Genomic DNA, 25,403 nt, shown 5'->3' on the forward strand with positions numbered 1-25,403 from the left:
GTGACCAGAACTTCCCCGCCGACCACCGGCGGTTCGACGAATCCGCGAACCCGGTGATCGGCTATCTCGTTGTCGCCCCGAAAGGCGGCGAATAGCCGAGGCCGAAACGCGCCTACCCGCGCTCGGCGAATCCACTTCGGCAGCATTCGGCGGCGACCACGGACCGTCATCCGCCCATCAGGCGCCCTCCGAGGGAGTCGACGGATGGCGACCCAGCGCCTGGAGCCCGATCACGTCGTCGGGGGTGGCGTCCGGGCTGTCGTCCATGAGCCGGGCCAGCCCCGAGGTCGACGCCACCGCCGCCAGCAGCGCGATGGCCGCCGCGACCAGCAGGTATGCCAGAGCGATTCCCCGACCCGGTCCCATCCCGATGACCGCGCCGACGGTCGATGCCAGTCCTGCACCGGGAGCCTGCAGCGGCTCGAAGGCCGCCGCGCAGGCCGCGATCAGCGCAACGCCGATCGGGATCGCCGCCCACCCACGCACCGTGTCCATCGCGAGGACCCCCGGCCGGAACCGCTCCGGCACCTTGATCTCCACGATCGCGGCGTGCAGGCCACGGAGCATGGTCAACCACAGTGAGGTGCCGAACACGCCGATCCCGATCGTCAACGGGTCCGCACGCACACCGGTCAGCAGGACGAAACCGGCCAGCAAGAGCGTGCACAACAGCACGCTGCGCATCCGACGGCGAGGCGGGCCACCCCACACCGCCATGGCGAGGCCGCCCAACACACCGGCGGACGCCGACGCGAGGAGGACCCAGCCGAGGTCGGCGACCGAACCCGTCGCGAGTACCAGCGGGGGGATCGCCAACAGAAGCGGCGCCGAGAAGACGTCGAACACCACGAAGAAGATCAGCAGCCACCGAAACCTCGGGTGCCGCCACGAGTATCGAAACCCGGCCGCGATCTCGGCCGCCGCCAAGTCCGCCGGGCCCGCCATGGTGGACGGGAAGCGAATCAGGAGCGTGCAGGCGATCGCCACCGCGTAGCTCAGCACGCCCAACACCAGGACGCCCGACAGCCCCACGAGAAGCAGCAGCCCGACCGCCGCCACCGGAACGATCAGCCTGCTCGCCCCGGCGGCCACACCGACGAGACCGGTCGCGTGACCGAGATACCGTTTGGGGATCAGCTGCGGCACGGCCGAATTGCAGGCGAGCCACTGCACCGCGACCGCGATCGACAGGACGGCCAGCAGTGGGTAGAGCTGCCAGGTCCGCAGGTTCCCGGTCCACTGCAACAGCCCGAGTGACAGCGCCACCGCACCCGCCCCCGCGTCGGCCGTCAGCAGCGTCGCACGTCGACCGACCCGCTCGACCACGGCGCCCGCCCACGGCACCACGAGCAGCCCCGGCGCCACTGCGGCCACGACCGACAGGGCGAACTGGGTCAGGGAACCGGTACCGAGATAGAGCTGGATCAGCAGGGCGAACGCGGTAGCCGCAGCCGCGCTCATCGCGACCCACTGTCCCGCCGCCACGGCGAGGAAACGCCGACCCGACGGCCGGGGCTCATCGGCTCTCTCGGTCGGGTCCGCGCGCGAGACGTCGAGCAGCCGCCAGCCGTCGCCCTGGACCGACTCGCCGGCTTCGATGGCCGGATGGGTGGTCGTCACGATCTCGGCGAGTTCCTCGGCACGGTGCCGTTGGAAGAAGTGGCCCGCCTCGTCGAGCAGCACCACGGCCGTGGTGGCACTGAGGAAATGCCACTCGCGGAAGCGTTCCTCGTAGTACTCCGACGCCGGGTCGTGTTCCCCGGCCACGCTGATGACCGGCGCGTGCAGCTGCGCGATGGGGCTCTCGAACAGCTCGGTGAAGTACGCCTCCGCCGCCTCGGTGTCCCGCCGGGTGTTGTGGACGATGGTCCGCGCCTGCTCCGGATCGAGGTCGGTCATGTCGAAGCCAAGCCCGGTCAGGCCGTTCGCGTACGAGCGGTCGCTGCGCACGGTGTCCGGGTTGGCGAGCCTGCCCAGCTGGGTCCATCGACCCCGACCCGGGCTGGCGAAGGGGAAGATCGCGCCGATGTAGACCGCCGTCGGGATCCGACCCACCGCCTCCAACTGCCTGGCGATCTCCACGACGAGCGCCGAGCCGACGCCGCAATGCCCGTAGAGCGCGATCGGCCCGACGACCTTCTCCTGCACCTCACGCACACACCGCGCCGCGACCTCTTTCAACGGCGCACGTTCCTCGTCGATCCCCGGATCATGGCCGGGGATGCCGAGGGACCACAGCGCGTGCGTGGCGGGCAGCGCATCGGCCAGTGGTTTGTAGACCATCGCGCCGCCCCCGCCGTAGGGAACGGTGAGGTAGCTGAGCTCCGGCTCGGCGGCGGGCCGCGGCGTCAGTCGGTGCAGCAGGCCTCGGATCGTCGGCACATCACCGCCCAGCAGCGCGGCGAGTCGGCGGATCGTCGGCTGGGTGAACAGGTCCATCACGGCGATCGTGGCGGCGCCGGACACCTCGCGTCGCAGCCGCTCGATCAACTTGATGGCCAGCAGCGAATGCCCGCCCAGGTTGAAGAAGTCCTCGTCGATGCCGATGTCGGGCTGCTCGAGCACCCGGGCCCACACCGTGTGGATCTCCCGCTCCAGCTCGGTGCGGGGTGCCACCCGTTCGGCGCCCGCGCCTGCGGGGGTCTCGGGGGCGGGGAGTCGGGCTCGATCCACCTTTCCGTTCGCGGTCAGCGGCAGTCGCGGCAGCAGGACGAACGAGGTGGGGACCATGTAGGCCGGTAGCGCTGCGGTGAGGTGTGCGCGCAGTTGCCCGGAGTCGGGCGACCGCCCGGGTTCGGCCACCACGTAGGCCACGAGCTGCGCGGCACTGCCGGTGCCGTGCGTGGTCACCACGCACTCGGCCACCTCGGGATGGCGGGTCAGATGTGCCTCGATCTCGCCCAGTTCGATCCGGTAGCCGCGGATCTTGACCTGGGCGTCGGCCCGGCCGAGGAACTCGATGATGCCGTCGGCCCGATAGCGACCGAGGTCGCCGGTCCGGTAGAGACGGGCGCCGGTTCGCGGGTGGGTCACGAACGCCGCCGCGGTCCGCTCGGGGTCCCGCCAGTAACCGGTGGCCACGCCCACACCGCCGATGTACAGCTCGCCGGGCACGCCCACCGGGACGTCGCAGCTGCCCCGATCGAGAATGTGGAAGGTCTGATTGGCCAGCGGTCCGCCGTAGGGGATCGATGACCACGCTGGATCGACGCGGCCGATCGGGTAGTAGATCGACCAGATCGAACCTTCGGTGGCACCGCCGAGACTGATGATCTCGACGTTCGGGGCCAGCGCTCGGATGCGATCGGGCAAGGTCGGCGGAATCCAGTCGCCCGACATCATCACCAGCCGCAGCGAGCCGAGATCGGTGCCCTCCTGCTCGGCATGTTCCACCAACAGTTCCATCAACGCGGGCACCGAGTTCCACACGGTGATCCGTTCGTCTCGGACGGTCCGAGCCCACGCGGCGGGGTCCTTGTCCGCCGACGGCGGCCCCATGATCAGGGTGGCACCGGCGGCCAACGTGCCGTAGACGTCGTAGACCGAGAGGTCGAAACTCAGGGCGGACAGGGCGAATACCCGGTCGTCGGCGCCGATCCGGAAGCGCGTGGTGATGTCGCGGACGGTGTTGAGCGCGGCCCGGTGCTCGATCATCACGCCCTTCGGCGTGCCGGTCGAACCGGAGGTGAAGATCACGTAGGCGAGGTCGCCTGGGCGCGCAGGGCAGGCAGGTGCCCGGCCGCCCGATTCGTCGGTGACCGCCAGCACAGCCAGTCCGTCCGGCCAGGTCAGTCGGGAGTGCAATGACACCTGGGTGAGTGCCACGGTGCAGCCACCGCGCGCGATGAGCTCCTCGCGGCGGCGTTCGGGGAGATCGGCGTCGACCGGGAGATAGGCGGCGCCCGCCTTGTTGATCGCCAACACCGCGACGACCTGTTCCCAGCCACGCTCCATCACGACGGCCACCAGGTCTCCCCTGGCCACGCCGGAGCCGACCAGCCGCGCCGCGAGGTGCTCGGCCCGCCGGTCTATCTCGCCTTGGGTAAGGCTGCCGCCCGGATGGATCAGCGCGGGGTGGTCGGGCGTCCGGCCCGCCTGCGCCTCGACGGGACGGTGCAGACATTCGTCGGGGCCGAGATCGGCGGCGGTGGCATTCCAGCGGGCGCGTTGCTCGCGTTCGGCAGTGGTGAGCAGTTCGTAACTGGAGATCGGGGCCTCCGGGTCGGCGGCGATGCCCCGCAGGAGGACCCGGAAGTGCTCGCCCAGCCGTGCGACGGAGTCCGAGGTGAACAACGCGGTGTTGTAGACGATCAGGAAGTCGCCATCACCTGCGGTGTGCAGTTCGAGGTCGAATCGGGTCGTGCGGTAGGACAGGGCGACGTCGGCCGCGACGGTGAGCGTGGGGTGGCTGGGCAGATCGGACTCGTAGCTCTGCATGGAGAAGACGACCTGGAACAGCGGGGAACGCGATACCTCACGCGGCACGTTCAGTTCGGTGACGAGGCGTTCGAACGGCAGCTCTTGGTGGGCGAACGCGTTCCCGGCCGTGGTGCGGACCCGCTGCAGCAACTCGACGAAGGTCGGGTCGCCCGCCGAGTCGACCCGCATCGTCACCATGTTGATGAAGCAGCCGACGAGGTTGTCCAACTCGGGTTCGGCGCGGCCCGCCGTCGGCGAACCGATCGTGATGTCGTCCTGTCGGGCGCGGCGGCCCAGCAGGACCGCGAAGGCCGCGAGCAGCACCATGTACGGCGTGGCCCGGTGTCGGCGTCCGAGGCGGAGCAACTCGTCGAGCACGGTCGGCTCGACGGAGAACTCGTGGGCGTCGCCGAGATAGGTCGGGACCGGGGGCCGAGGAAGGTCGATCGGCAGTTCGAGCGGGGCGACGCCCGCGAGCTGTTCACGCCAGTACGCCACGTCCAGCTCGGTGCCCGGTAGCGCGCGCTGCCAGGCCGCGAAATCGCGGTAGCGCACCGGGAGTTCCGGCAGCGGCTCCCCGGCCAGGCAGGCCATCACCTCGGACAGGATCAACTCGGTCGACCAGCCGTCGGCCGCGATGTGATGCACCGCGAGCGCGAACACGTGCTCCTCGGGAGCGATCGTGATCAGCAGGGCCCGGGCCACCGGGCCTGCGGCAAGGTCGAACGGTGCGGTCACGAAGTCGTCGACGAGCGCCGCTGCCGCCTCGGCGGACTCGGCCTGCGCGGTGGCCAGCGGGATCGTGCCGACATCGTCGATGAGCACGACGGGGTGGCCGTCCTCGGTCGCCGGGAAGCGGGTCCGTAATGGCTCATGCCGGTCCGCGACCCGGTTCAGCGCCGCAGCGAGCGCCGCCGGTTCGAGCGGGCCGCGCAGCCGCCACGCTTCCGGGATCGTGTACGCCGTCGTCCCGGGCGCGTAGGCGTCCATGAACCAGAGTCGTTCCTGGGCGAAGGACAGCACCGGATCGCCATCGGGCGCGCCGGGGATCGTCGTCGGCAGCGGCGGCAGCTCGGTCAGGTCGCTCACAGGATTGGTCCTCCGGAGGTCGGCTGGGCCGTCGGCCGTACGCGACGAGCGGAGCAGGCACCGCGTGCTCCGCGACGGCGGCGGGCAGGACACGGGCTACTCATGTTTCTTCGAGCAGCGTGGCGAATTCACGGATCGTGGTGTGATCGAAGATGTCCATGACCGTGAGTCCGGCAGCCTGCGAGCCCAGTGCCGATCGCAGTCGGGACAGCACCCGTGTCGCGTGCAGGGATTGGCCGCCCAACTCGAAGAAGTCGTCGTCGATACCGATCTGCGACACACGCAGTACCTGACGCCAGACGTCGACGATCGCCTTCTCGACCGGGGTTCGCGGCTCGGCGGGCGCTCGCGCCGCTTCGGCGTCCGGTGCCGGTTGCGGGGTGTCCGGTGCTGCGAGTGCCTCGCTCGCGGCGGCGGCGGTGGGTTCGGCGGCAACGGTCTCGCGGCCCTCGATGGCGTACCGCTCACGTTGGAACGGATACGTGGTGAGCGGGACGCGCCGAGGTGGCCGACCGTCGTGCAGCGCTGTCCACCGCACGGGCAGACCGGCCTGCCACACCCCGCCGAGGGCGTGCAGCGCTTCCAGGTGAGCCTCGGAGCCCTCGTCCCCGGGCAGCCCCGGCACGAACAGATGGTCGGGTCCGAAATCGGGATGCCTGCGAACCAGGGTTTCGAGCGTGCGACCGGGGCCGATCTCCACGAGGACCTCGGTGGGCCCGGTGAGCACGGTCCGGAGCGCGTCGGAGAAGCGAACGGTGCGCCGCAGGTGCCCGGTCCAACAAGCCGGGTCGGCGACCTCGCTGGCGCCCACCGGCTCCCCGGTCTGATCGGAGATCCAGGCGATTCGCGGCGGGGCGGGGCGGACGGTGGCCACGGCGGCGGCGTACTCGTGGTTGAGGTCGTCGATGCGGACAGCTTCCCGATGGCGAGCCAAGAGCCGTCCCCGCGTGATCACCAGCGATAAGGCCTCGGATCTGGTGAGTACTCCGGCCGAGACAGCGGCAGCGAAGGCACCCACGCTGTGGCCGAGGACAGCGTTCGGCTCGATCCCCCGCGCGCCCCACAATTCGGCCAGCGCGTGCTGAAGGGCGAAAAGCGCGGGTCCGGCGACCGCCGTCGTCGCTGCTGCTGTTTCGGCGGAGTCTGGATACAACAGCTGTCGCAAGTCCAGGCCGAGATCCGCTGCCGCCAGCTCGGCGCAGTCATCGAAAACCGCGCGGAAGACCGGCTCCGCTTCGTACAGCTCGCGCGCCACCCGCACGCGCAGCTCCGGGGAGTCCGGAAAGAGAAACGCGACCTGCGGGGGCGTCTTCTTCGGCGACCGGCCGGAGGCTTGCGGACCTTCGGCTCCGGCGAGCCCGGCCAGCGATCGGACCGCTTCGGCGCGATCCCGGCACACCACCACGGCGCGGTGCTCGAATTCCGCCCGGCCGGTTTGCAGAGTCCAGGCCGTCTCGGCGATGCCCACTGGATTCCGGTCCAGGTGCGCGGACAGCCGCGCCGCCGATTCGGTCAGCGCTGCGGCGGTGCGTGCCGACAACGGCAGCAGATGAGGGCCGTCCTCGCCTGCGGGTGGCGGCGGGGCGGGTGCCTCCTCGACGATCAGATGCGCGTTGGTGCCGCCGACCCCGGTGGAATTGACCCCCGCGCGTCGCGGCACGGCACCGGCCGGCCATGACGTCGCGGTGCTGGTCACCGTGAACCGGCCTGCCGCGAGATCGAGATGCGGGTTGGGACTGCGGAAGTGTGCGGTGCCCGGAATGAGGCCGTGGCGCAACGAGAGCACGACCTTGATGAGGCCGAGCACGCCTGCCGCAGTGTCGGCGTGGCCGATGTTCGACTTGACGGAGCCGAGCACGCACGGCTGGGGTAGCTCAGCCCCGAATGCCTCCGTCAGCGCACGGAACTCGATCGCATCGCCGATCGCGGTGCCGGTCCCGTGCGCCTCGACATATCCGATGGTGTCCGGGTCGACGTCCGCGAGCAGGTGCGCGGAGCGGATCGCCGCCACCTGCCCGGTCACGCTGGGAGCGGTGAAGCCCATCTTCGTGGAGCCGTCGTTGCCGAGAGCCGAACCACGAATCACGGCGTGGACGTGATCCCCGTCCTCCAACGCCTCGGTCAGCCGTTTCAGCAGGACGACGCCCGCCCCATCGGCACCGACCATTCCGTCGGCCTCGGCATCGAACGGACGGCAGTAGCCGCTCGGCGAGAGAAGGTCGTCGGCCTCGCCCGCGCCTGCAATGCCGCGCACCGTGACTCCCCCGGCCAACGCCAGGTCGCAGTCGCCGGCAAGCAGGGCCTGACCGGCCAGATGGGTGGCCACGAGGGAGGTGGAGCAGGCGGTGTGCACGGTGATGGCGGGCCCGTGCAGATTCAACGCGTAGGCCACCCGGCTGGTGAGGAGGTCCCGGCTGCCCGCGAGTCGAAGCTGTTCGTCGGTCACGTGCGGGAAACGGTGCCGCTGCGCGCGCAGCGCGGTGAGGTGATCCGACTCGCCGCTTCCGGCGTACACGCCGATGGCGCCCGGGTAGGTGTGCGGGTCGTAGCCCCCGTGCTCCAGTGCCTCCCAGGCGCACTCGAGGAACACCCGGGTCTGCGGATCGAGCAGCTGCGCATCCTGCGGCGAGATCCCGAAGAACGCGGCGTCGAACCGATCGGTGTCGGCGAGTAGCCCATACCGGCGGCCGGAGTCGAGCCTGCTGGTCAGATCGCGACCCTCGACCAACGCGGCCCAGAACTCGTCGAGGTCGGCGACGCCGGGCACCCGAGCGGCCAGTCCGACGACGGCTACCGAGGACTGCAGGTCCTCGTCGTATCCCTCGGTGTCGCTCACACGCCCCACTCCCCGGCAGCGGCGGCGGATCGGCGTCGCGGCCCGATTGATTTCGCCGGTCGCACAGGGCCTTCGGGCATTCTCCGCCAATCGCTCGGTCCGGCAAGGCAACAGTCAGCCGCGTATCGATGAGGTATCGATACGCCCTACTGTCGGTTTTCCTGGATTCGAGGTGGGAGTCTCATTGAAACGAGTAAACATCAGGTTAAACTGCCGCAGACATGACGGATATAACTGCCGTCCGACTGTCGAAGCCGGATTGATTGGCTCGAGAAATCGACTAACCCCTCGGGGCGAAGCCCTGTCTCGGCACCCTTGAAGCCGCCCGGGTCGTACCAGCGCACGCGCGCAGGGCGGGGCAACCTGGGCGGCCCGATCAAGCCATTCCGGGTCACGGCGTCCGGCAGCGGTGCCCAGTGACCGTCAGCGGGGCCCGGGAAGAACCAACGGCGAAGGAACCCGGCGCTAAGAGCGACGCCTGGCCTTCCGAACCGAACACAGATTAAGAACGTTGGTCGCCACACACATTATCGTTGACCATGCGACCGGGTAGTTTTCAGATAATCTCGAAGCCGAACTCGGAATTCGAAAGTGCCAAATCGACGTTCAACTGGAGGCAATGAACCCTCGCGATTTCCCCGCTAAGGAATCATTCGCTCCGCATTACCTCCAGCTAGCAGGGAGCGTGATCCAGCTGTGGACCACACACTCCGGGGAGGACATCGAGGCCCGCACGCGATGGCGTGCGGGCCTCGATCATTTCTCACCGCCGACGCAGAAGCGTGACCCGACTTCAGAGTTGCAGCACGGTGGCGAGTTCGCGCAGGGCGGACCTCGGGTCCGTGGTCGGTCCGTCGCCGACGATCTGGACGACGACATGATCGGCACCCGCATCGAGGTGTGCGGTGATCGAGGCTGCGGCCCGTTCTGCGGTACCCATTCCGACCAGCGCGCGGACCAACCGGTCGGATCCGCCGGGGATCAGGTCGGACTCGTCGAAACCCTGCCGCAGCCAGGAGTTCCGGTAGTTCTGCAGCCCCACGTAGAACCCGACGTGAGTATGCGCCCATCGGAGTTGGTCTTCTTCGTCACCGCCGATCGCCACAGCTTGCTCGGGCACGAGCCACTTGTCGGGACCGAGGATGTTCCGAGTCGCCGCTGTTTGTTCGGGCGTGACGAGATAGGGGTGTGCTCCGTCGGCGAGTTCACCGGAGAGCTCGATCATCTTCGGTCCGAGCGCGGCCAGCACTCGGGCGGGCCTGACGCCTTCCTCGATCTCCGCCTGCACCGAGTTCATCCGCTCCAGATAGGTGCGCATCGTCGCGAGCGGCTTGCGATAGGTGCCCTTCATGGCTTCTTCCACGAAGGGTGCGTGGCTGACGCCGAGGCCGAGCACGAATCGGCCAGGATGCAGGGCGGCCAGGGTTCGGGCACCGGTCTCCGCAGGTGTGGGTATCCGGAAGTGGATGTTGGCGATGCCGGTGCCGACGACAAGTCGGTCAGTGGCTGCCAAGAAGGCCGCTGATTCGACGAGTGCGTCCTTGCCGCCACCCTCGGGGATGAACAGCGAGCCGAAGCCCAATGCCTCGATCTCCTGGACGATCTTCTGCGCGTCGCGGATCGGCCAAGGCTCGCTGTTCCACCAGACGCCGATACGGCTCGGGAAGTCAACGTCCACAGTCTTGTTCGTCAAATCTGCTCCTTGGTGAGCTGTGTGGTCGTCAGCGCTTCGCGACGGCAGCAGAAGATGTCGGTCCACCGCAGGGCGGGCAGCGCCGTGCAGGCTTCGGCATTCTCGGGGCGTCGACCGTGACCGATGCGGCAGGCAACTCTTCCCACGTGAGATCTGTGCGGTAGGTGGGTGCGGTGGGCCGCTGAGGCTAGGGCTCGTATTGCCGTCCAGGCCGGCTCGCGGACGTCACCACAACGGCGTGTCGTGCAGCACAACGCTCGCGTCCAACGGCACGCGTCCGATATCGAGGCTGCGCACCGGCGAGTCGGCTTTGGCCGTACCGAAGGAGATACCGAAGAGCAGCTTGAGGTCGTCGGACACGCCCAGCACCGTGCGCACGGTGTCGGCGTACGCGCCGTGCACGGCCTGCGGAATCCCGTGGAACCCTCGCGCGGTCAATGAAAGCAGGAAGTTCTGGGCGTACATGCCGACATCGCTGCCTGCGCGCACCCCGTCGCCGAGCTGCGGCATGAATAACAGGGCCACATGCGGAGCGCCGTAGAACCTCAGATTGTCGCGCACAACCTCGTTGCGCCTCGTCTGATCGTGCCGCGCGATGCCGAGGCGTCCGTAGAGAGCGGCACCATGATGCTGCGACCGTCGCAGATAGGTCCCATCGCCATAGGTCGCCGTGAAGTCCGAGGACGGCCGCTGCTCATCGTGCGCCGCCAACAACTCGGCGCTGAGCTCGTCACGCGTCGCGCCGGAGACGACGTGCACCATCCAGGGCTGGGTGTTGCTGTGCGAAGGCGCCGTTTGCGCGTCCTCGAGCACACCACGGATGACCTCAAGCGGCAAGGGATCGGGCAGGAACTCCCGGGGCGAACTACGGGCTCGGATCACCTCGATGAACGACGACGCGGTGGCGAGCTGTTCGGTCATGCCCCCATCGTCGAACCTTCACATATATGTGAAGGTCAACCGGATGTGGCGGCCGCCTCACCCGCCGACGATGCCCCCTCCTCCGGAGCGGTCGCCGAACCCGCTTCCGCGCGTTCCAATGCCTCGATGTAACGCGAGATCCGATCGCGGTTGTCGGCGAGGAAACCGATCTTCTCCGTCATCCGATCACGCTCCCGTTCGAGTATCGCGCGCAAGCGCGGGTCGGGATCGGCCACCACGATCTCCTGTGGCTGATTGAGACAAGGCAGCATGTCGCCGATGATCCTCGTCGGAATCCCGGCATCGAGAAGCCCACGAATCTTGAGCACCCGGTCGACGGTGTACTCGTCGTAGACCCGGTAGCCGTTGTCGAGCCGACGCGGTGTGATCAGCCCCTGCTCCTCGTAGTACCGCAGCATCCGAGCGGGGATCCCTGTCCGCTCGGACAGCTTTCCGATCCTCATGTCACCTCACCCTGGTTCTGAGGACAGCCCGGTGAACACCTACTACCGGGTGAGCGGGATAACCGGCAGGACGATGTGTGCGGCTCGCACGGCATCGTGGAAGTCGGTGCGCCGGGCGGTTCGCATCGTGCTGTGCAAAAAAGAAGGCCACCCGTCAAACGGGTGGCCCTTCCTCGCCTTCCAGCATCGCGGTACTACTCCAGGCCGTTGGCTCAGGCCCATCTTCGAGTCGTACCGCCAAGGTGGAGGTGCCGGGAATCGAACCCGGGTCCTCCGTCGCCTTACCAGGACTTCTCCGTGCGCAGTCCGTCTTGTCTCTACTCGGCTCCACCGGTCTCACGAACAAGCCGGTGTGACGAGCCCAGCCGCTGTAAGTGTCCTACCAGGCCCCGCGGCCAACCCTGGTAGTTGAGCCTCCTAAATGATGCCGGGGTCCGGGACGGAGGCGCTCCCGGTCCGACAGAGTAATTCCTCGCTCAGGCGGCGAGGGCGTACTCGGCGCGACTCTTGTTGTCGGCGCTTATTGAAGTACGGCGACGCTCAAGGTGGTCTCCCGCCTGCACCTGCACGCTTCTCCTGGTTCAACGTCCGAAGTCGAAACCGTTCACCCCCTCGTGGACACTACTGCACACAGCATAACGCCTCAGCCGCCCACGATCATTCCCATTTAGCCAACAACGCCCTTGACCAGCAAAGATACCGCCAAAAGAGATCGTTTAAATCCGGCCCCGCTTGAAGGCCCGGCCGTACGCCTTGGCGATCTCTCGGTCGGCGTCGCGCTTGGCGATGTCCTGGCGCTTGTCGTGGGCCTTCTTACCCTTGGCCAAGGCAAGCTCGACCTTGACCTTGCCGTCCAGGAAGTACATCGACAGCGGAACCAGGCTCAGACCGCTCTCCCGGGTCTTACCGATGAGACGCAGGATCTCCCCCTTGTGCAGCAGGAGCTTGCGTGCCCGGCGTGGCTCGTGATTCGTCCAGGTACCGAGCTCGTACTCACCGATGTGCAGACCGCGCAGCCAGACCTCGCCGTCGTCGACGGTGGCGAAGGCGTCCACCAACGAGGCACGTCCGGCCCGCAACGCCTTGACCTCGGTACCGACCAGCACCACACCCGCTTCGAACGTGTCCTGGATCTGGAAGTCATGCCGGGCCTTGCGGTTCGACGCGATCACCTTGCGGCCTTGTTCCCTGGGCATGACGACGACTCTAACCCGCTGGGCAACGTCATTTCCGTAAGGCGGCGCCTGCCCAACGCCTGCACTCCAGGGTGGCCGGTACCCAACGGCACCCCTGACAACAGCCGCCACGACAGCCACCGAGACAACGTGGGCCACCGGAGAGGCCGCAGTCCGCGCCGGAAGGCCCGCAGCGGCCGGTAGCGCGCCTTTGAGAACGCACAACGGGCCGCCTCCGCGAGGAGACAGCCCGTTGTCGCGCTATGCCGGCGGCCGCAGCCGCGCGGAGGTCTAGGTCCGCACGTACAACCGGAGGGTGACGTAACCGGTGATCGCGGAGATCGCCACGGCAACGCCGAGCAAAACCGGCGAGATGATCAGCACGTCGGCCATGCCGAGCCTCGGGATGATGCTCGCCTCGATCGGGCCCTGTAGAACGCGATCGAGGAAGGTGAACTTCGCGACCACCATGCCGCCGATGGCCAGCAACGAACCGACCACACCCGCGACCACCGCCTCGATGAGGAACGGCAGCTGGGTGTACCACCGGCTCGCACCGACCAGCCGCATGATCCCCACCTCCGTTCGGCGGGTGAAGGCCGAGAGCTGGATGGTGTTCGAGATGAGCAGCAACGCCGCCACGGCCTGGATCAACGCGACCGCGAACACGGCGTTACGAACGCCACCGAGCACCTCGAACAGTCGGTCCAGGTAGTCGGCCTGGTTGGCGACCCGGTGCACACCGGGCTGACCGGAGAACTCGGCCTCCAGCGCGGGGTAGCGCTCGGGGTCGGTCAGCTTGACCTTCAGGGCGGCGGGCAGGGACTCCGGACGCGTCAGGTCGACCAGCTCGGGCTGTCCCTGGAACAGCTCGACGAAACGGTCGTAGGCACGCTCGCGGCTCTCGAAGTCCACCGTCTCGACGCCGGACGAGTCCTGGATCGACGACCAGAGGGTCGCGCAGGGCTCCTGGGTGCAGTCGGAGTCCGTCGCGCTGACGTCCTCGGTGAGATAGACGTAGACCTCGACCCGTTCCTGGAACAGGTCTTCCATCTGGTCGATCATCCGCACGACGAGCAGCCCGCCGCCGAGCAGACCGAGCGAGATCGCGGTGGTGAGGATCATCGCGACGGTCATCGTGACATTCCGGCGCAAGCCGGTGAGAACCTCGCTGAACACGAAACTGGCGCGCATGGGGGGCTGCGTTCCTCGAATCCGGGGGCGGGGAAGGGGATGGGTACGGGGCTGGGATCGGTCCTAGTCGGGGGCTAGCGACCGACGCCGTAAACGCCTCGCGAGTCGTCTCGGACGACCTTGCCGAGCTGCAGCTCGACGACACGACGCCGCATCGAGTCGACGATCGAGTGGTCGTGCGTCGCCATCAACACCGTGGTGCCGGTGCGGTTGATCCGCTCCAGCAGCAACATGATGTCCTGGCTCGTGTCGGGGTCCAGGTTTCCGGTCGGCTCATCGGCGAGTAGGACCAACGGCCGGTTGACGAACGCCCGTGCGATGGCGACCCGCTGCTGCTCACCACCGGAGAGCTCGTTGGGCATCCGGTCGGCCTTGCCATCGAGGCCGACCAACTGCAGGACCTCGGGCACCACCTTGCGCACGGTGTTCGGCGGTTTGCCGATCACCTCGAGCGCGAACGCGACGTTCTCGGCGACCGTCTTGTTCACCAACAACCGGAAGTCCTGGAAGACGCAGCCGATGCGCTGACGCAGCTTCGGCACCCGTCGGCGGGGCAACTTCGTCAGATTCCAGGTATCCACGTGGATGGAGCCCTTGCTGGGCAGCTCCTCGCGCAGTAGCAGGCGCAGGAATGTCGACTTCCCCGAACCGGATGGTCCGATGAGGAACACGAACTCGCCCTTGTCGACATTGACCGACACATCGTCGAGGGCGGGCCTGGTCGACGTCTTGTACGCCTTGGAGACGTGCTCAAGCCGGATCACGGATGGCCATCCTACTCTTGGGTCACAGCGGTACCGCTCATCGCCCGGCGCTGTCACCAGGCGTGATGATCAACGCCGAATCAGGTGCACAGCGTCGCGAAAAAGATCACTCGCTCTGCTTACGCCAACGGATTCCTGCTTCCAGGAACGCATCGATGTCGCCATCGAGAACCGCCCCCGGATTGCCGACCTCGTATTCGGTCCGCAGATCCTTGACCATCTGATAAGGGTGCAACACATAAGTGCGCATCTGATTGCCCCAGCTCGACCCGCCGTCGCCCTTGAGCGCGTCGATCTTGGCCTGCTGCTCCCGCCGTTGCCGTTCCAACAGCTTCGCCTGCAACACGCCCATCGCGGTCGCACGGTTCTGCAGCTGGGAACGCTCGTTCTGGCAGGAGACGACGATGCCACTGGGGATATGGGTGATTCGCACGGCCGAGTCGGTCGTGTTCACGCCCTGACCACCGGGGCCCGAGGAGCGGTAGACGTCGATCCGGAGTTCCTTCTCGTCGATCTCCACGTGGTCGGACTGCTCGACTGCGGGCACCACCTCGACACCGGCGAACGAGGTCTGTCGACGACCCTGATTGTCGAAGGGCGAGATCCGCACCAGTCGGTGGGTGCCCTGCTCGACCGAGAGGGTGCCGTAGGCGAACGGGGCCACCACCTTGAAGGTGGTCGACTTGATGCCCGCCTCCTCGGCATAGGAGGTCTCGAAGACATCGGTGCGATAGCCGTGGCGCTCCGCCCACCGCAGATACATCCGCATCAGCATCTCGGTGAAGTCCGCGGCATCGACGCCGCCCGCCTCGGCTCGCACCGTCACGAGCGCGTCGCGCTCGTCGTACTCGCCGGAGAGCAGGGTCCGAACCTCGACGCTGGCGATGTCGCGCCGCAGCCGGTCCCGCTCCGTGTCGGCCTCCTCGACCGAACCGGAGTCGCCCTCCTCCTCGGCAAGCTCGTAGAGCACCCCCAGGTCGTCGAGGCGGCCTCGGAGACGCTCCACCCGGCGTAGCTCACCCTGTCGGTGTGCTAGTTGGCTGGTGATGTTCTGCGCGTGTTCGACGTCATCCCAGAGGCCGGGGAGCGCCGCCTCCTCCTCCAGCTCCGCGATGCGGGCCCGCAGATCGTCCAGGCCCATCACTGCCTCGATGCTGCTGAGCGTGCCGGACAGTTCCTTGAGATCGGCTGCGACATCGGGATTCACGGGTTCGAAGGGTACGCGGCAGCCGGCCCGGTTCGCTCAAGTGGGAGGTCTACGCCCCCGGCCCGCGGGCCGGTTTCAGCCCAGTGGAATGGCATCCACCAGCTTCACGAGTGCCCGGCTGTGTCCGACGGCGAAGTCGGCGGCAGCCTTGGCATAGGGGTCTCCCGACGCAGCTCTGGCCGCTGCTTTCGCCGCATCGAGCCGCGCGATGGCCATCGGCCTGGCGTCCTCCACCAGCTTGCGCCGTTGCCGCGTCGTGAGGCTCCCGGAATGGGCCAGACGCAGCACCAACGGGCTGCGCACGCTGTCCTGCCCCACATCGGCGTTCAACCAGGATCGGAAGGCTCGACGGCCTGCTGGGGTGATCACATACTGCTGAGAGGATCGGGGCCCTTGGCGCCCGAGCTTCAACAGCCCTTCCTCAGCCAACACCGGCAGCTCGCGGTATACCTGACTGCGGGTGACGCTGAAGAACACACCGAAGCGCTCACGCGCTGCGGCTACGAGTTCCCCACCCGTCCTCGGTCCTTCATGAAGCAGGCCGAGAAGGGCGGCTGAAGTGGCGTTCAACTCCGACACTCCTTCACGGTGCCACGGGTCGTCGACGCTGTCCACAGTGGCCTGATGATCCGTTCCGCCCCCGGTCACGGGGGTACTGCCGCTCGAATGGGTGAGTCGGGGAGACCCGGCGGCGGTAGGACCGCAACTGCTTTCTCCCTGGTCCCCTATCGCATCGGCTGCACCACCGGTCGGGTCATGTTCGTCGATTGCTCCCCGGAGGCCTCGTCATCCGGGTGGCGGCGGGCCCACGAGCGCCCCATCCATGCGACGAACCACCTTGATCCGGAAGCCATCGGCCCCAAGGCAGGCGCGGATTACCGAATTGCCCGGTTCACCAGGGCGTTCGACAATTCCGTGCGACGGATGAGGAGGCGCGGTGGCCGAGGGAACGAGACCTAGCCAGCCCACCGTCCGAGTCCCGATCGCGCTCGGCACCCTGATGCTCGCCATGCTGCTCGCCGCACTGGACCAGACGATCGTCTCGACCGCGCTGCCCACCATCGTCGGCGACCTCGGTGGCCTGTCCCACATCTCCTGGGTCGTCACCGCCTACATCCTGGCCGCCACCGCGTCGACCCCGCTCTGGGGCAAGCTCGGCGACCAGTACGGCCGCAAGCACCTGTTCCAGATCGCCATCCTGATCTTCCTGATCGGCTCGGCGCTGTGCGGACTGTCGCAGGAGATGAGCCATCTCATCGCGGCCAGGGCGTTGCAAGGGCTCGGCGGGGGCGGGTTGATGGTGCTCACCCAGGCCAGCGTCGGCGACATCGTCTCGCCCCGACAACGCGGCCGATACCAGGGCTATTTCGGCGCCACCTTCGGCCTGGCCAGCGTGGCAGGCCCGCTACTCGGCGGGTTCGTGGTCGACCATCTCTCCTGGCACTGGGTCTTCTACATCAACCTGCCGCTGGGCATTCTCGCGATGATCGTGATCAGCATCGTGCTGCCCGCCAAAGCGGTACGCGAGAAACACCGCATCGACTATCCGGGCATCCTGCTGCTCGCGGGCGCGGCCGTGGCGCTGGTGCTGCTGACCTCATGGGGCGGCACCGTCTATCCCTGGTTCTCGCCGATGACCATCGCGCTGGCGATCGGCGCGGTCATCCTGGTGGTGCTGTGGGTGCTGACCGAGCGGCGGGCCGCCGAACCGGTGCTTCCACTGCGGCTGTTCGCCGACCCGGTGTTCTCGGTGGCCGTGTCCATCGCCTTCATCGTCGGCTTCGCGATGTTCGGAGCGCTGACCTATCTGCCGCTGTTCCTGCAGATCGTGCATGGGGTCTCCCCCACGCTGTCCGGGGTCCATCTGCTTCCGATGATGGTCGGGCTGTTCCTGACCTCGGTGATCAGCGGCAGGCTGATCACCCGCCACGGCCGATACCGACCCTTCCCCATCGCGGGCACCGCACTGGTCACCATCGCCATGCTGCTGCTGTCCACCATGACGGCACAGACCTCGACGCTGGTCATGTCCCTGTACTTCTTCCTCCTCGGCCTGGGCCTCGGCGGCGTGCTCCAGGTACTGGTGATCGCGGTGCAGAACAGCGCACCCTACGAAGACCTGGGCGCCGTGACCTCCGGCAACACCTTCTTCCGCTCGATCGGCGGCTCATTCGGCGTCTCGCTCTTCGGCGCCGTCTTCGCCGCCCGACTCCAGGCCTCGCTGGCCTCCGCCACCCAGGGCACACCGCTGCCACCCGGAACCGACGCGGAATCACTACGCAGCAATCCGGGGGCCGTCGACCAACTACCGCCGCAACAGGCTCAGCAGGCCATCGAGGCGTATGCCGACGCCATCGCGGATGTCTTCCTGGTGGCGGCCCCGATCGCCGCCGCAGCCTTCATCCTGACCTGGTTCCTCCGCGAGGTCCCGCTACGCGGCAGCACCAGCGGCAGCGACCTCGGCGAGAGCGTCGGCGCCGCGTCCTCCCAGCAGAGTTCCCGCGAACGGCTCGACCTCGCCCTGTCCCGACACGCCGACCGGGAGATGCGCCGCGACTTCTATCGCAGACTCGCCGAGAACTCCTCGGTGCGGCTGCCGCCCGGCTCCTGCTGGCTGTTGTGCAACCTCCACCGAGCGGGCCCGGGCACCGGTCCGGAGTTGGCCAGCCGAGCAGGCATCCCGATCGAGGAGGGCAGGCCCTTCGCCCACCAGCTGATGGCGGACGGGTTGGCCGTCGTCGAGGACGGTGTCCTGGTGCTGACCGAGCGTGGGGCCCGGGTCGCCGAACACCTGTTGAGCGTGTGGCGGCAGAGCCTGGAGGACTTCCTCGTCGATTGGTCGCCACACCTGCATCCCGAACTACGCGAGATGCTGGTCATCCGAGCCAGGGAGCTGCTGGGCGACGAGGCGGACCGCCCGATCGGCAACTGAGGCGCGGGGAGCTGCCGTGAACGGCCGGAAGCTCGACCACGAGAACCTGGCGAAGGGATCACCGACGCCGAACCCCAGCACATACGCGAAAGGCCCCCGGACCGAAGTCCGGGGGCCTTTCGACCTGGTAGCGGGGACAGGATTCGAACCTGCGACCTCTGGGTTATGAGCCCAGCGAGCTACCGAGCTGCTCCACCCCGCGCTGCATCTACAACCTTACAGGGCGCGGTACCGATCTCCAAATCGGGTCGGTACCGCGCCCCGGTGTAGGTGTGACTCAGCCGCCGCCCTCGCCCGAGGCGAGCGACTCGTAACGCTCGATCGCGGTGGAGAGATCCTCGTAGGCCTGGCCGAGGTCGGCGAAGTCGCCACTCTGCTGTGCCGCGCGGACCCGCTCCAAGGCGTCGTTCATCTCGGAGACAGCGGCGTCGAGGTCACCGGGTGTGCCGGCATCCGCCTCGTCGCCGGACTGGTCCTCATCGCCGCCGTCCTCCGGCGGCGTGCCCTGCTCCTGCCCCTCGGGCTCCTGGGTGCCGTCGCCGCCACCGGGCAGGTCGCCTTCCACTCCCTCACCGGTCGGATCGGTCGCGCTCTCGCCTGCACCGGTGCCGAACACCTGGTCGAGTGCCTCGGACAGTGTCGCGGCGTACCCGACACGGCCCTCGAAGCTCACCAGGACCCTGGCCAGCTGCGGGAAGGACGACTCCTGGTTGACCCGCTCGATGTAGACCGGCTCCACGTAGAGCAGACCACCGCCCACCGGCAGGGTCAGCAGGTTTCCGAACTGCACGTCGGTGGCCTGCTGCCGCAACAGGTTCAGCTCGGTACTGACCTCGGACGAGGAGACGAACTGGGTCTGCACCTGCTGTGGACCCTGGGTCTGACTGTCCTCGGGCAAGGTCAGCACGGTGATCTCGCCGTATCTCTCCGGGTCGGAGTTCACCGACATGAAGGCCGAGAGGAACTGACGATTCAAGAACACCATCGCGCTGGTGAGCTGGAACGCCGTGTCTCCGGACTCCGGGTCCTCGGCGAGGATGTAGTACGGCGGCTGCGGCGTGTTGGCGTCGCCAGGGTCGTCACCGGTGGTCGGGTCCGAGGGCACGTTCCAGAAGCCGACGTTGGAGTAGAACTCACTCGGGTCGTCGACGTGGTAACGCGAGATCAGGTCACGCTGCACCTTGAACAGGTCTTCCGGGTAACGGAAGTGGGCCCGCAGCTCGTCGCTGATCTGGTCCATCGGCTCGATGACGTCCGGGAAGGCACCGCGCCAGGCGTCCAACACCGGGTCGTTCTCGTCCACCTCGTACAGCGTCACCGTGCCGTCGTAGGCGTCGACGGTGGCCTTGACCGAGTTGCGGATGTAGCTGATCTCGCGGTCCGGGGGCCGGGGAACGCCGGGCGCCTGGCTGGCGCTGTCGTTGGTGGCCTCCGCCAGCGGGGTCCGCTCGGAGTAGGGGTAGTTGTCCAGCGTGGTGTAGGCGTCGACGATCCAGGTGATCCGACCATCGACGACCGCCGGGTACGGGTCGCTGTCCACGGTGAGGAACGGCGCGACGTCGGCCACCCGGTCCCGCGGGTTCCGGTTGTAGATGATCTTGGAGTTGGAGCCGATCGCCTCGTTGAACAGGATGTTGCGCTCGGCGTGGTACGCGGCGAAGGCGAGCCGGTTGAACCAGTTTCCGATGCTGACGCCGCCGCTGCCGGTGTAGAGGTAGCGCTCGTTGTCGGTGTCGTACTCCCGGTAGGCCGCCTCGTCGTCCGGGTTGTCGGCGCCGACGATCGCGTAGTCGGTGACCAGCTCACCGAAGTAGGTCCGGGGCTGGTCGACCGGGATGTCGCCCTCACCGTTGTTGCTGACATCGCTGAAGGTGAAGTTCGGGTATCCGCCCTGACCACCCGCGTCCGCCAGCGCCGAGTTGACCTCGTTGGCAGGCGCGGCGACGAATCCGTTGCCGTGGGTGTAGACGAGGTGCCGGTTGATCCAGGTGCCCTGGTTCTCCGCCAAGCCCTCGGTGTTCATCTCGCGCAGCGCGACGATGTAGTCCTGGGTCTCGCCGTCGACGGTGTAGCGGTCGACGTCGAGCTGATCCGGGAAGCCGTAGAAGTTCCGTCGCTGCTGGAGCTGGGTGAACGTGTCGGTGAGGACGCTGGGATCGAGCAGCCGGACGTTCGGGATGGTCGAGGTGTCGTCCCGCAGGTCCTCGGAGGACAGTTCGCTGGTGCCCTCGTAATCGACGAAGTTGACGTCGTCGATGCCGTAGGCCGCTCTGGTCGCCTCGATGTTGTTCTCGATCGACGGCGCCTCCGCCACGTTGGCGTTGGGCCGCACCGAGAACTGCTCCAGGGCCGCGGGCCACAACGCACCGAGCAGCACGCTGGAGACGACCATCAGCGCGGTCGCGATCGCGGGCCACTGCAGGTTCTTGCGGACGGCGCCGACGAAGAAGGCCGCCGCACAGATGACCGCGATACACATCAGGATCAGTCGGGCGGGCAGCACCGCGTCCAGGTCGGTCGCGCTGGCGCCGGTGAAGTTCTCATTGCGCTGGGAGAACAGCAGCGCGTAGCGGTCGAAGAAGTAGGCAACCGCCTTGAGGAGCACGAAGCTTCCGGCGAGCACCGCGAGCTGCACCTTGGTCGCGTCGGTCAGTTCGCCGCCCCGACCTGCCAACCGAATGCCGCCGAACAGGTAGGCGACGATCGCGGAGCCGACGAAGCCGACGGCGATCGCGATGAAGCCCCAGTTCATCAGGAACTGGTAGAAGGGCAGATCGAAGGCGTAGAACCCGATGTCCAGGCCGAACTCCGGGTCGGTCTGACCGAAGGGCGTGGAGTTCATGAACAACTGGGCCATCTGCCAGTTGGTCTGGGCCGTGAAACCGGCGACCACACCCGCGATCACCGGCAGGCCGATGCCGACGAGCTTGATCCGAGCCGTGATGGCGGATCGGTAGCGCGCCACGGGATCGTCGGGGCCGGATACCGGTGCGAACACCGGCCGGTTCCGGTAGGCAAGCCATAGACACAGGGCCAGCACGCCACCGACGAAGGCGCCGACGGCCAAGAACAGCGCGATGCGCGTGAACAGCACCGTGCCGAACACGTCGCGTCGGCCGACTTCGCCGAACCACAACCAATCGACGTAAGTACTCAACAATCGGGAACCGCTCAACAACAGCAGGAGCAGGATCGCACCGACTATGACGAGGATTCGGCTCCGGCGGGAAAGCTTCGGCATACTGACCGGGCTCCGCATCGCCACAGGGCACGCTCCAGGTTCGGGATCAGTTCCACGGACGGACCCCGGTGATGAGCAGTCCGTCCTGCATGTCCAACTCTACGACGGGGGCGGTTAGTTCCCGCGCCCCCCTTCACAACACGGACTTCACACCCGACATCGGCTACTGACAAGGAATTCTGGCACCGTGGTCAACGAGCCCGCTCCCGATCTGTCCGCCACGCTGCCCGCCGCCGCCCGTGAAGTGGAGGATTTCGTCTCCACCGGCGGTTGGGATCAGCCGACCCAACTCTTCGCCTTGGTGCGCACCGAGGAGCTGCTGGCCAGAGAACCCGGCCTCGCCGATCGGATCGACAGTGCGGCGTCGTTGACCCCCATCGCGCAGGACGAACTGCCCGATGGCGATCTCGGGGACGCGTTGGCAGGCATCGTCTGGCCGGAAGGCGTCGATGGTTGCGCCCTGGCACAGGAGATCGTGGTGTTGCCGCCGGAGGCCGAGGAGCAACTGCCCACCGACGACGACCCCGAGCTGGCCAAGCGGATCGCAGCCGAGCACCCGGATCGCCGGGAGGCGCGGGTCGTGGCCGCGGTGTTGCGGGACGGCACGGCCGCCTGTGTTCTACGGCTGCGCAGCGAGGACTCCGATGGCCCCGACGAGGAGATCATCGAGCATCCCGAGCTGGCGCCGAATCTCGTCGACGCGCTCCGGGCGACGTTCCGCCCCTGATCCGACAGCGACCGGCCCCGCCCGCGAGATCCGAGGTGGGGCCGGTCGTCGGTTGTTCTCTCCGTGATGTCGGCCGCCCGCCGTCGGATCAGCTACAGCTGGGCGCCTCGCCGCCCTCGGCCAGGCTCTCCAGGGAATCGATCGCGCTCTCCAGCGTCTCGACTCGAACCAGGCGCAGCCCGTCCGGTGCGTTGGGCACCGCCTCGATGCAGTTGTCGGCGGGCACCAGGAAGATCGAGGCGCCTTCCTCCTTGGCGGCGGTCATCTTGAACTGGATGCCGCCGATCGGACCCACCCGGCCATCGGAGGAGATCTCCCCGGTGCCCGCGATGATCGTGTCGTCGGTCAGGCTGCCCTCGGTGAGCTTGTCGACGATCGCGAGGGCGAAGATCAGCCCGGCCGATGGACCGCCGACCTCGGACAGCTCGATGTCGATGTCGAAGTCCGCCTCCGGTTCGGTGACCGGGACGATGCCGAGGAAGCCGCGCTCGCGGTCCTCATTGGATCCGAGCGCGATCGTCTCGGTGCGCTCGTCGCCATCGCGGGAGATCACCACGCTCACCTCGTCGCCGGGCGCGGTGTCGGTCAGCGCGTCCTGAACCTGTTGGTCGTCGATCGTCTCGCTCTCGTGCACCCGCAGGATCTCGTCCCCCGGCTCGAGGATCCCGTCGCTGGGCCCCTCCGCGACGACCTGGCCGACCGAGACGCGCGTCGGATACCCGAGATAACGCAGTGCCGCGCTCTCGGCGCTGCTCTGCGAGGTCTCGAAGGCCTCGCGGTTCTCGGTCTCGACCTCCTCCGGGGTGCGGTCCGGCGGGTAGAACTCCTCTTCGGGCGCCAAGGCGTATCGCCCACTGCCCCACAACCCGAGTGCACCGAACAACGAGAGCTCGGTGGTGACCGAGACCGTGGTCATCCGCAGCTCGCCGCCGGTCTCGAAGGTCTCCGGACCCTCGCCGATCGAGATGACCTCCTCGGGCTCCGCATCGGGGTCCACCGACACATCACCCAGCGTGTCGTAGGTCGGTCCCGGACCTAGCGCGACGTAGGGCACGCGGACGAAGGCACCGAGGAGGCCGAATGCGGCGACCAGCAGGGCGCTGACCACAAGGGTCCAGGTTCGGCGATTCACGCACCAGAGCGTACGGAAATGACGGCGAAGACGATGACTCGACCAGAGCACCGCACTGTTCGCCCTCGGCAGAGCGAATACTGTGGTCGTCTGAGCACATGCGCTGATGGTCCGCCGCGTACCGTGGGGGTATGACCGATCTGCCGTTTGGGTTCAATCCGCCCGACCCAGAAGATCGGGGGGACCGGGACCGACCCTCCGACCGCCCCGACCGGGATTCCGGTGAGAACCCGTTCGGCTTCAGCGGCGCGATGCCTCCCGGTGGACTACCGCCCGGCGGTTCGCCACTGGGCGGGATGCCCCCCGGCGGGATGCCGCCCAATTTCGACATGAACTCGCTCGGGCAGATGTTCAGCCAGCTCGGACAGATGTTCAGCCAGGCGTCGCAGGGTGGCGGGAGCGGCGGTGGCCCGGTCAACTACGACCTCGCCAAGCAGCTCGCCTTCCAGCACCTCGACTCGCAGGGGCGCAACGAGGACACCACCTCGCAGCAGCGCACTGCGGCAACCGATTCGGTGCGGCTGGCCGAGCTGTGGCTCGATGAGTCGACGACGCTGCCCGCGGGCGCGAGACGAGTCGAGGTCTGGTCCCCGAAGCAGTGGGTGGAACAGACCTTGCCCACCTGGCAACGCCTGTGCGATCCGGTGGTGCAGCGGATGTCCGCCGCATGGATCGAGACGCTGCCCGCCGAGGCGAAGCAGACTGCGGGACCGTTGCTGTCGATGCTCGGGCAGATGGGCGGCATGGCCTACGGCTCCCAGCTCGGCGGTGCCCTCGGCCAGTTGAGCGCCGAGGTGCTGACCGGTACCGAGATCGGGCTGCCGTTGGGTCGCGAGGGCGTCGCGGCGCTGCTGCCTGCCAACATCGATCGGTTCACCGGCGGGCTGGAGCGGCCCGCGCACGAGGTGCTGGTGTTCCTGGCGGCCCGCGAGGCGGCGCACCACCGGTTGTTCACGCACATCTCCTGGCTGCGGCAGGGCTTGGTGGGCGCGGTCGAGGAGTTCTCGCAGGGAATCCAGGTCGATGTCTCGGCGATGGAGGACCTCGCGGGCAAGATCGACCCCAGCAACCCGGCATCCCTGGAAGAGGCGATGAAGTCCGGGTTGTTGGAGCCGGAGCGGACGCCCTCCCAACAGCAGGCCTTGGTTCGATTGGAGACGCTGCTGGCGCTGGTCGAGGGCTGGATCGACGTCGTGGTCGGCGACGCCGTCGCGGAGCGGCTGCCCGGGGCCGATGCGTTGCGCGAGACGCTGCGGCGGCGACGGGCCAGCGGCGGCCCCGCCGAGCAGACCTTCGCCACCCTGGTCGGCCTGGATCTCCGCCCCCGCCAGCTGCGGGCGGCGGCAACGCTGTGGCGCGGGCTGTCGGACCGCCACGGCACGGAGGCCAGGGACGCGCTCTGGGAGCACCCCGACCTGCTGCCCACCGCCGACGACCTGGCCGAACCGGTCGAGTTCGTCGAACGTTTCGGAGCGCAGCGGGGCGAGCTGGACGACCCGCTGGCCGCGTTGGAGGCCATCCGGCGCAAGAAGGAATCCGGTGAGCACAAGCCCGAGGACGGCTCGGCAGGCTAGACCCGATCTTCACAGTCGAACTCGACGCCTCGGCA

15 protein-coding genes, 1 tRNA gene and 1 other RNA gene are annotated in these 25,403 nt (G+C 67.8%); 3 read left to right on the forward strand and 14 right to left on the reverse strand.

Annotation, left to right across the window (positions count from 1 at the left end; translation table 11 throughout):
* Positions 1-177: 177 nt before the first annotated feature.
* The 11 genes from BKA25_RS22210 to BKA25_RS22260 form a co-directional block, all read right to left on the reverse strand.
* Entirely contained in the window at positions 178-5,508 is a 5,331-nt protein-coding gene (locus tag BKA25_RS22210) for a non-ribosomal peptide synthetase/MFS transporter (protein WP_069846935.1), read from the reverse strand.
* A gap of 100 nt (positions 5,509-5,608) precedes the next feature.
* Positions 5,609-8,344 (reverse strand): type I polyketide synthase, encoded by a 2,736-nt coding sequence (locus tag BKA25_RS22215; protein WP_069846933.1) that lies wholly within the window; start codon positions 8,342-8,344, stop codon positions 5,609-5,611.
* A 793-nt stretch (positions 8,345-9,137) separates the two neighbouring features.
* Positions 9,138-10,037 (reverse strand): LLM class F420-dependent oxidoreductase, encoded by a 900-nt coding sequence (locus tag BKA25_RS22220; protein ID WP_069846931.1) that lies wholly within the window; start codon positions 10,035-10,037, stop codon positions 9,138-9,140.
* A 225-nt stretch (positions 10,038-10,262) separates the two neighbouring features.
* Positions 10,263-10,958 carry a nitroreductase gene (locus BKA25_RS22225; protein ID WP_069846930.1) on the reverse strand — a complete coding sequence of 232 codons (696 nt, stop codon included), beginning with the start codon at positions 10,956-10,958 and terminating at the stop codon, positions 10,263-10,265.
* A 35-nt stretch (positions 10,959-10,993) separates the two neighbouring features.
* Entirely contained in the window at positions 10,994-11,422 is a 429-nt protein-coding gene (locus tag BKA25_RS22230; protein WP_069846928.1) for a MerR family transcriptional regulator, read from the reverse strand.
* A gap of 240 nt (positions 11,423-11,662) precedes the next feature.
* Positions 11,663-12,034: a transfer-messenger RNA gene (gene ssrA / locus BKA25_RS22235) on the reverse strand.
* A 104-nt stretch (positions 12,035-12,138) separates the two neighbouring features.
* Positions 12,139-12,618, reverse strand: a complete 480-nt coding sequence (gene smpB / locus BKA25_RS22240) for an SsrA-binding protein SmpB (RefSeq protein WP_069846926.1) — start codon at positions 12,616-12,618, stop codon at positions 12,139-12,141.
* 270 nt (positions 12,619-12,888) lie between these two features.
* Entirely contained in the window at positions 12,889-13,791 is a 903-nt protein-coding gene (gene ftsX / locus BKA25_RS22245; protein WP_069846924.1) for a permease-like cell division protein FtsX, read from the reverse strand.
* Between the two features lie 74 nt (positions 13,792-13,865).
* On the reverse strand, positions 13,866-14,555 hold the full coding sequence (ftsE, locus tag BKA25_RS22250; RefSeq protein ID WP_069846923.1) for a cell division ATP-binding protein FtsE: 690 nt from the start codon (positions 14,553-14,555) through the stop codon (positions 13,866-13,868).
* A gap of 106 nt (positions 14,556-14,661) precedes the next feature.
* Complete coding sequence (gene prfB / locus BKA25_RS22255) at positions 14,662-15,762, reverse strand: peptide chain release factor 2 (RefSeq protein WP_069846921.1); 1,101 nt, start codon at positions 15,760-15,762, stop codon at positions 14,662-14,664.
* Positions 15,763-15,837: 75 nt separating this feature from the next.
* Positions 15,838-16,341: a PadR family transcriptional regulator gene (locus BKA25_RS22260; RefSeq protein WP_069853293.1), complete on the reverse strand. Its 504-nt coding sequence runs from the start codon at positions 16,339-16,341 to the stop codon at positions 15,838-15,840.
* A 358-nt stretch (positions 16,342-16,699) separates the two neighbouring features.
* Here BKA25_RS22260 and BKA25_RS22265 point away from each other — a divergent pair, with 358 nt between their 5' ends.
* Positions 16,700-18,694, forward strand: coding sequence for an MDR family MFS transporter (locus tag BKA25_RS22265; protein ID WP_069846919.1), 1,995 nt, complete (start codon positions 16,700-16,702; stop codon positions 18,692-18,694).
* A 125-nt stretch (positions 18,695-18,819) separates the two neighbouring features.
* Here the strand turns inward: BKA25_RS22265 and BKA25_RS22270 are convergent.
* Positions 18,820-18,896 (reverse strand) — tRNA-Met (locus BKA25_RS22270).
* Positions 18,897-18,971: 75 nt separating this feature from the next.
* Complete coding sequence (locus BKA25_RS22275; protein ID WP_084643558.1) at positions 18,972-21,953, reverse strand: UPF0182 family membrane protein; 2,982 nt, start codon at positions 21,951-21,953, stop codon at positions 18,972-18,974.
* A 169-nt stretch (positions 21,954-22,122) separates the two neighbouring features.
* Between BKA25_RS22275 and BKA25_RS22280 the strand changes: the two genes are divergently transcribed.
* The gene (locus BKA25_RS22280) at positions 22,123-22,662 is read left to right on the forward strand and encodes a PPA1309 family protein (RefSeq protein ID WP_172803735.1); all 540 of its coding nucleotides are present in this window, start codon (positions 22,123-22,125) and stop codon (positions 22,660-22,662) included.
* An 88-nt stretch (positions 22,663-22,750) separates the two neighbouring features.
* Here the strand turns inward: BKA25_RS22280 and BKA25_RS22285 are convergent, their stop codons facing one another.
* The gene (locus tag BKA25_RS22285; protein ID WP_069846918.1) at positions 22,751-23,794 is read right to left on the reverse strand and encodes a YlbL family protein; all 1,044 of its coding nucleotides are present in this window, start codon (positions 23,792-23,794) and stop codon (positions 22,751-22,753) included.
* A 131-nt stretch (positions 23,795-23,925) separates the two neighbouring features.
* Here BKA25_RS22285 and BKA25_RS22290 point away from each other — a divergent pair, with 131 nt between their 5' ends.
* Positions 23,926-25,368 carry a zinc-dependent metalloprotease gene (locus BKA25_RS22290; protein ID WP_069846916.1) on the forward strand — a complete coding sequence of 481 codons (1,443 nt, stop codon included), beginning with the start codon at positions 23,926-23,928 and terminating at the stop codon, positions 25,366-25,368.
* Positions 25,369-25,403: the final 35 nt, after the last annotated feature.

Source organism: Actinoalloteichus hymeniacidonis, assembly GCF_014203365.1.
GTDB classification, from domain to species: domain Bacteria; phylum Actinomycetota; class Actinomycetes; order Mycobacteriales; family Pseudonocardiaceae; genus Actinoalloteichus_A; species Actinoalloteichus_A hymeniacidonis.

Coding starts and splice junctions, on each gene's coding strand:
- BKA25_RS22225 (WP_069846930.1), bottom strand. CDS start 10,958: ATGACCGAACAGCTCGCCACCGCGTCGTCGTTCATCGAGGTGATCCGA.
- BKA25_RS22290 (WP_069846916.1), top strand. CDS start 23,926: ATGACCGATCTGCCGTTTGGGTTCAATCCGCCCGACCCAGAAGATCGG.
- ftsX (WP_069846924.1), bottom strand. CDS start 13,791: ATGCGCGCCAGTTTCGTGTTCAGCGAGGTTCTCACCGGCTTGCGCCGG.
- smpB (WP_069846926.1), bottom strand. CDS start 12,618: ATGCCCAGGGAACAAGGCCGCAAGGTGATCGCGTCGAACCGCAAGGCC.
- BKA25_RS22275 (WP_084643558.1), bottom strand. CDS start 21,953: ATGCGGAGCCCGGTCAGTATGCCGAAGCTTTCCCGCCGGAGCCGAATC.
- BKA25_RS22230 (WP_069846928.1), bottom strand. CDS start 11,422: ATGAGGATCGGAAAGCTGTCCGAGCGGACAGGGATCCCCGCTCGGATG.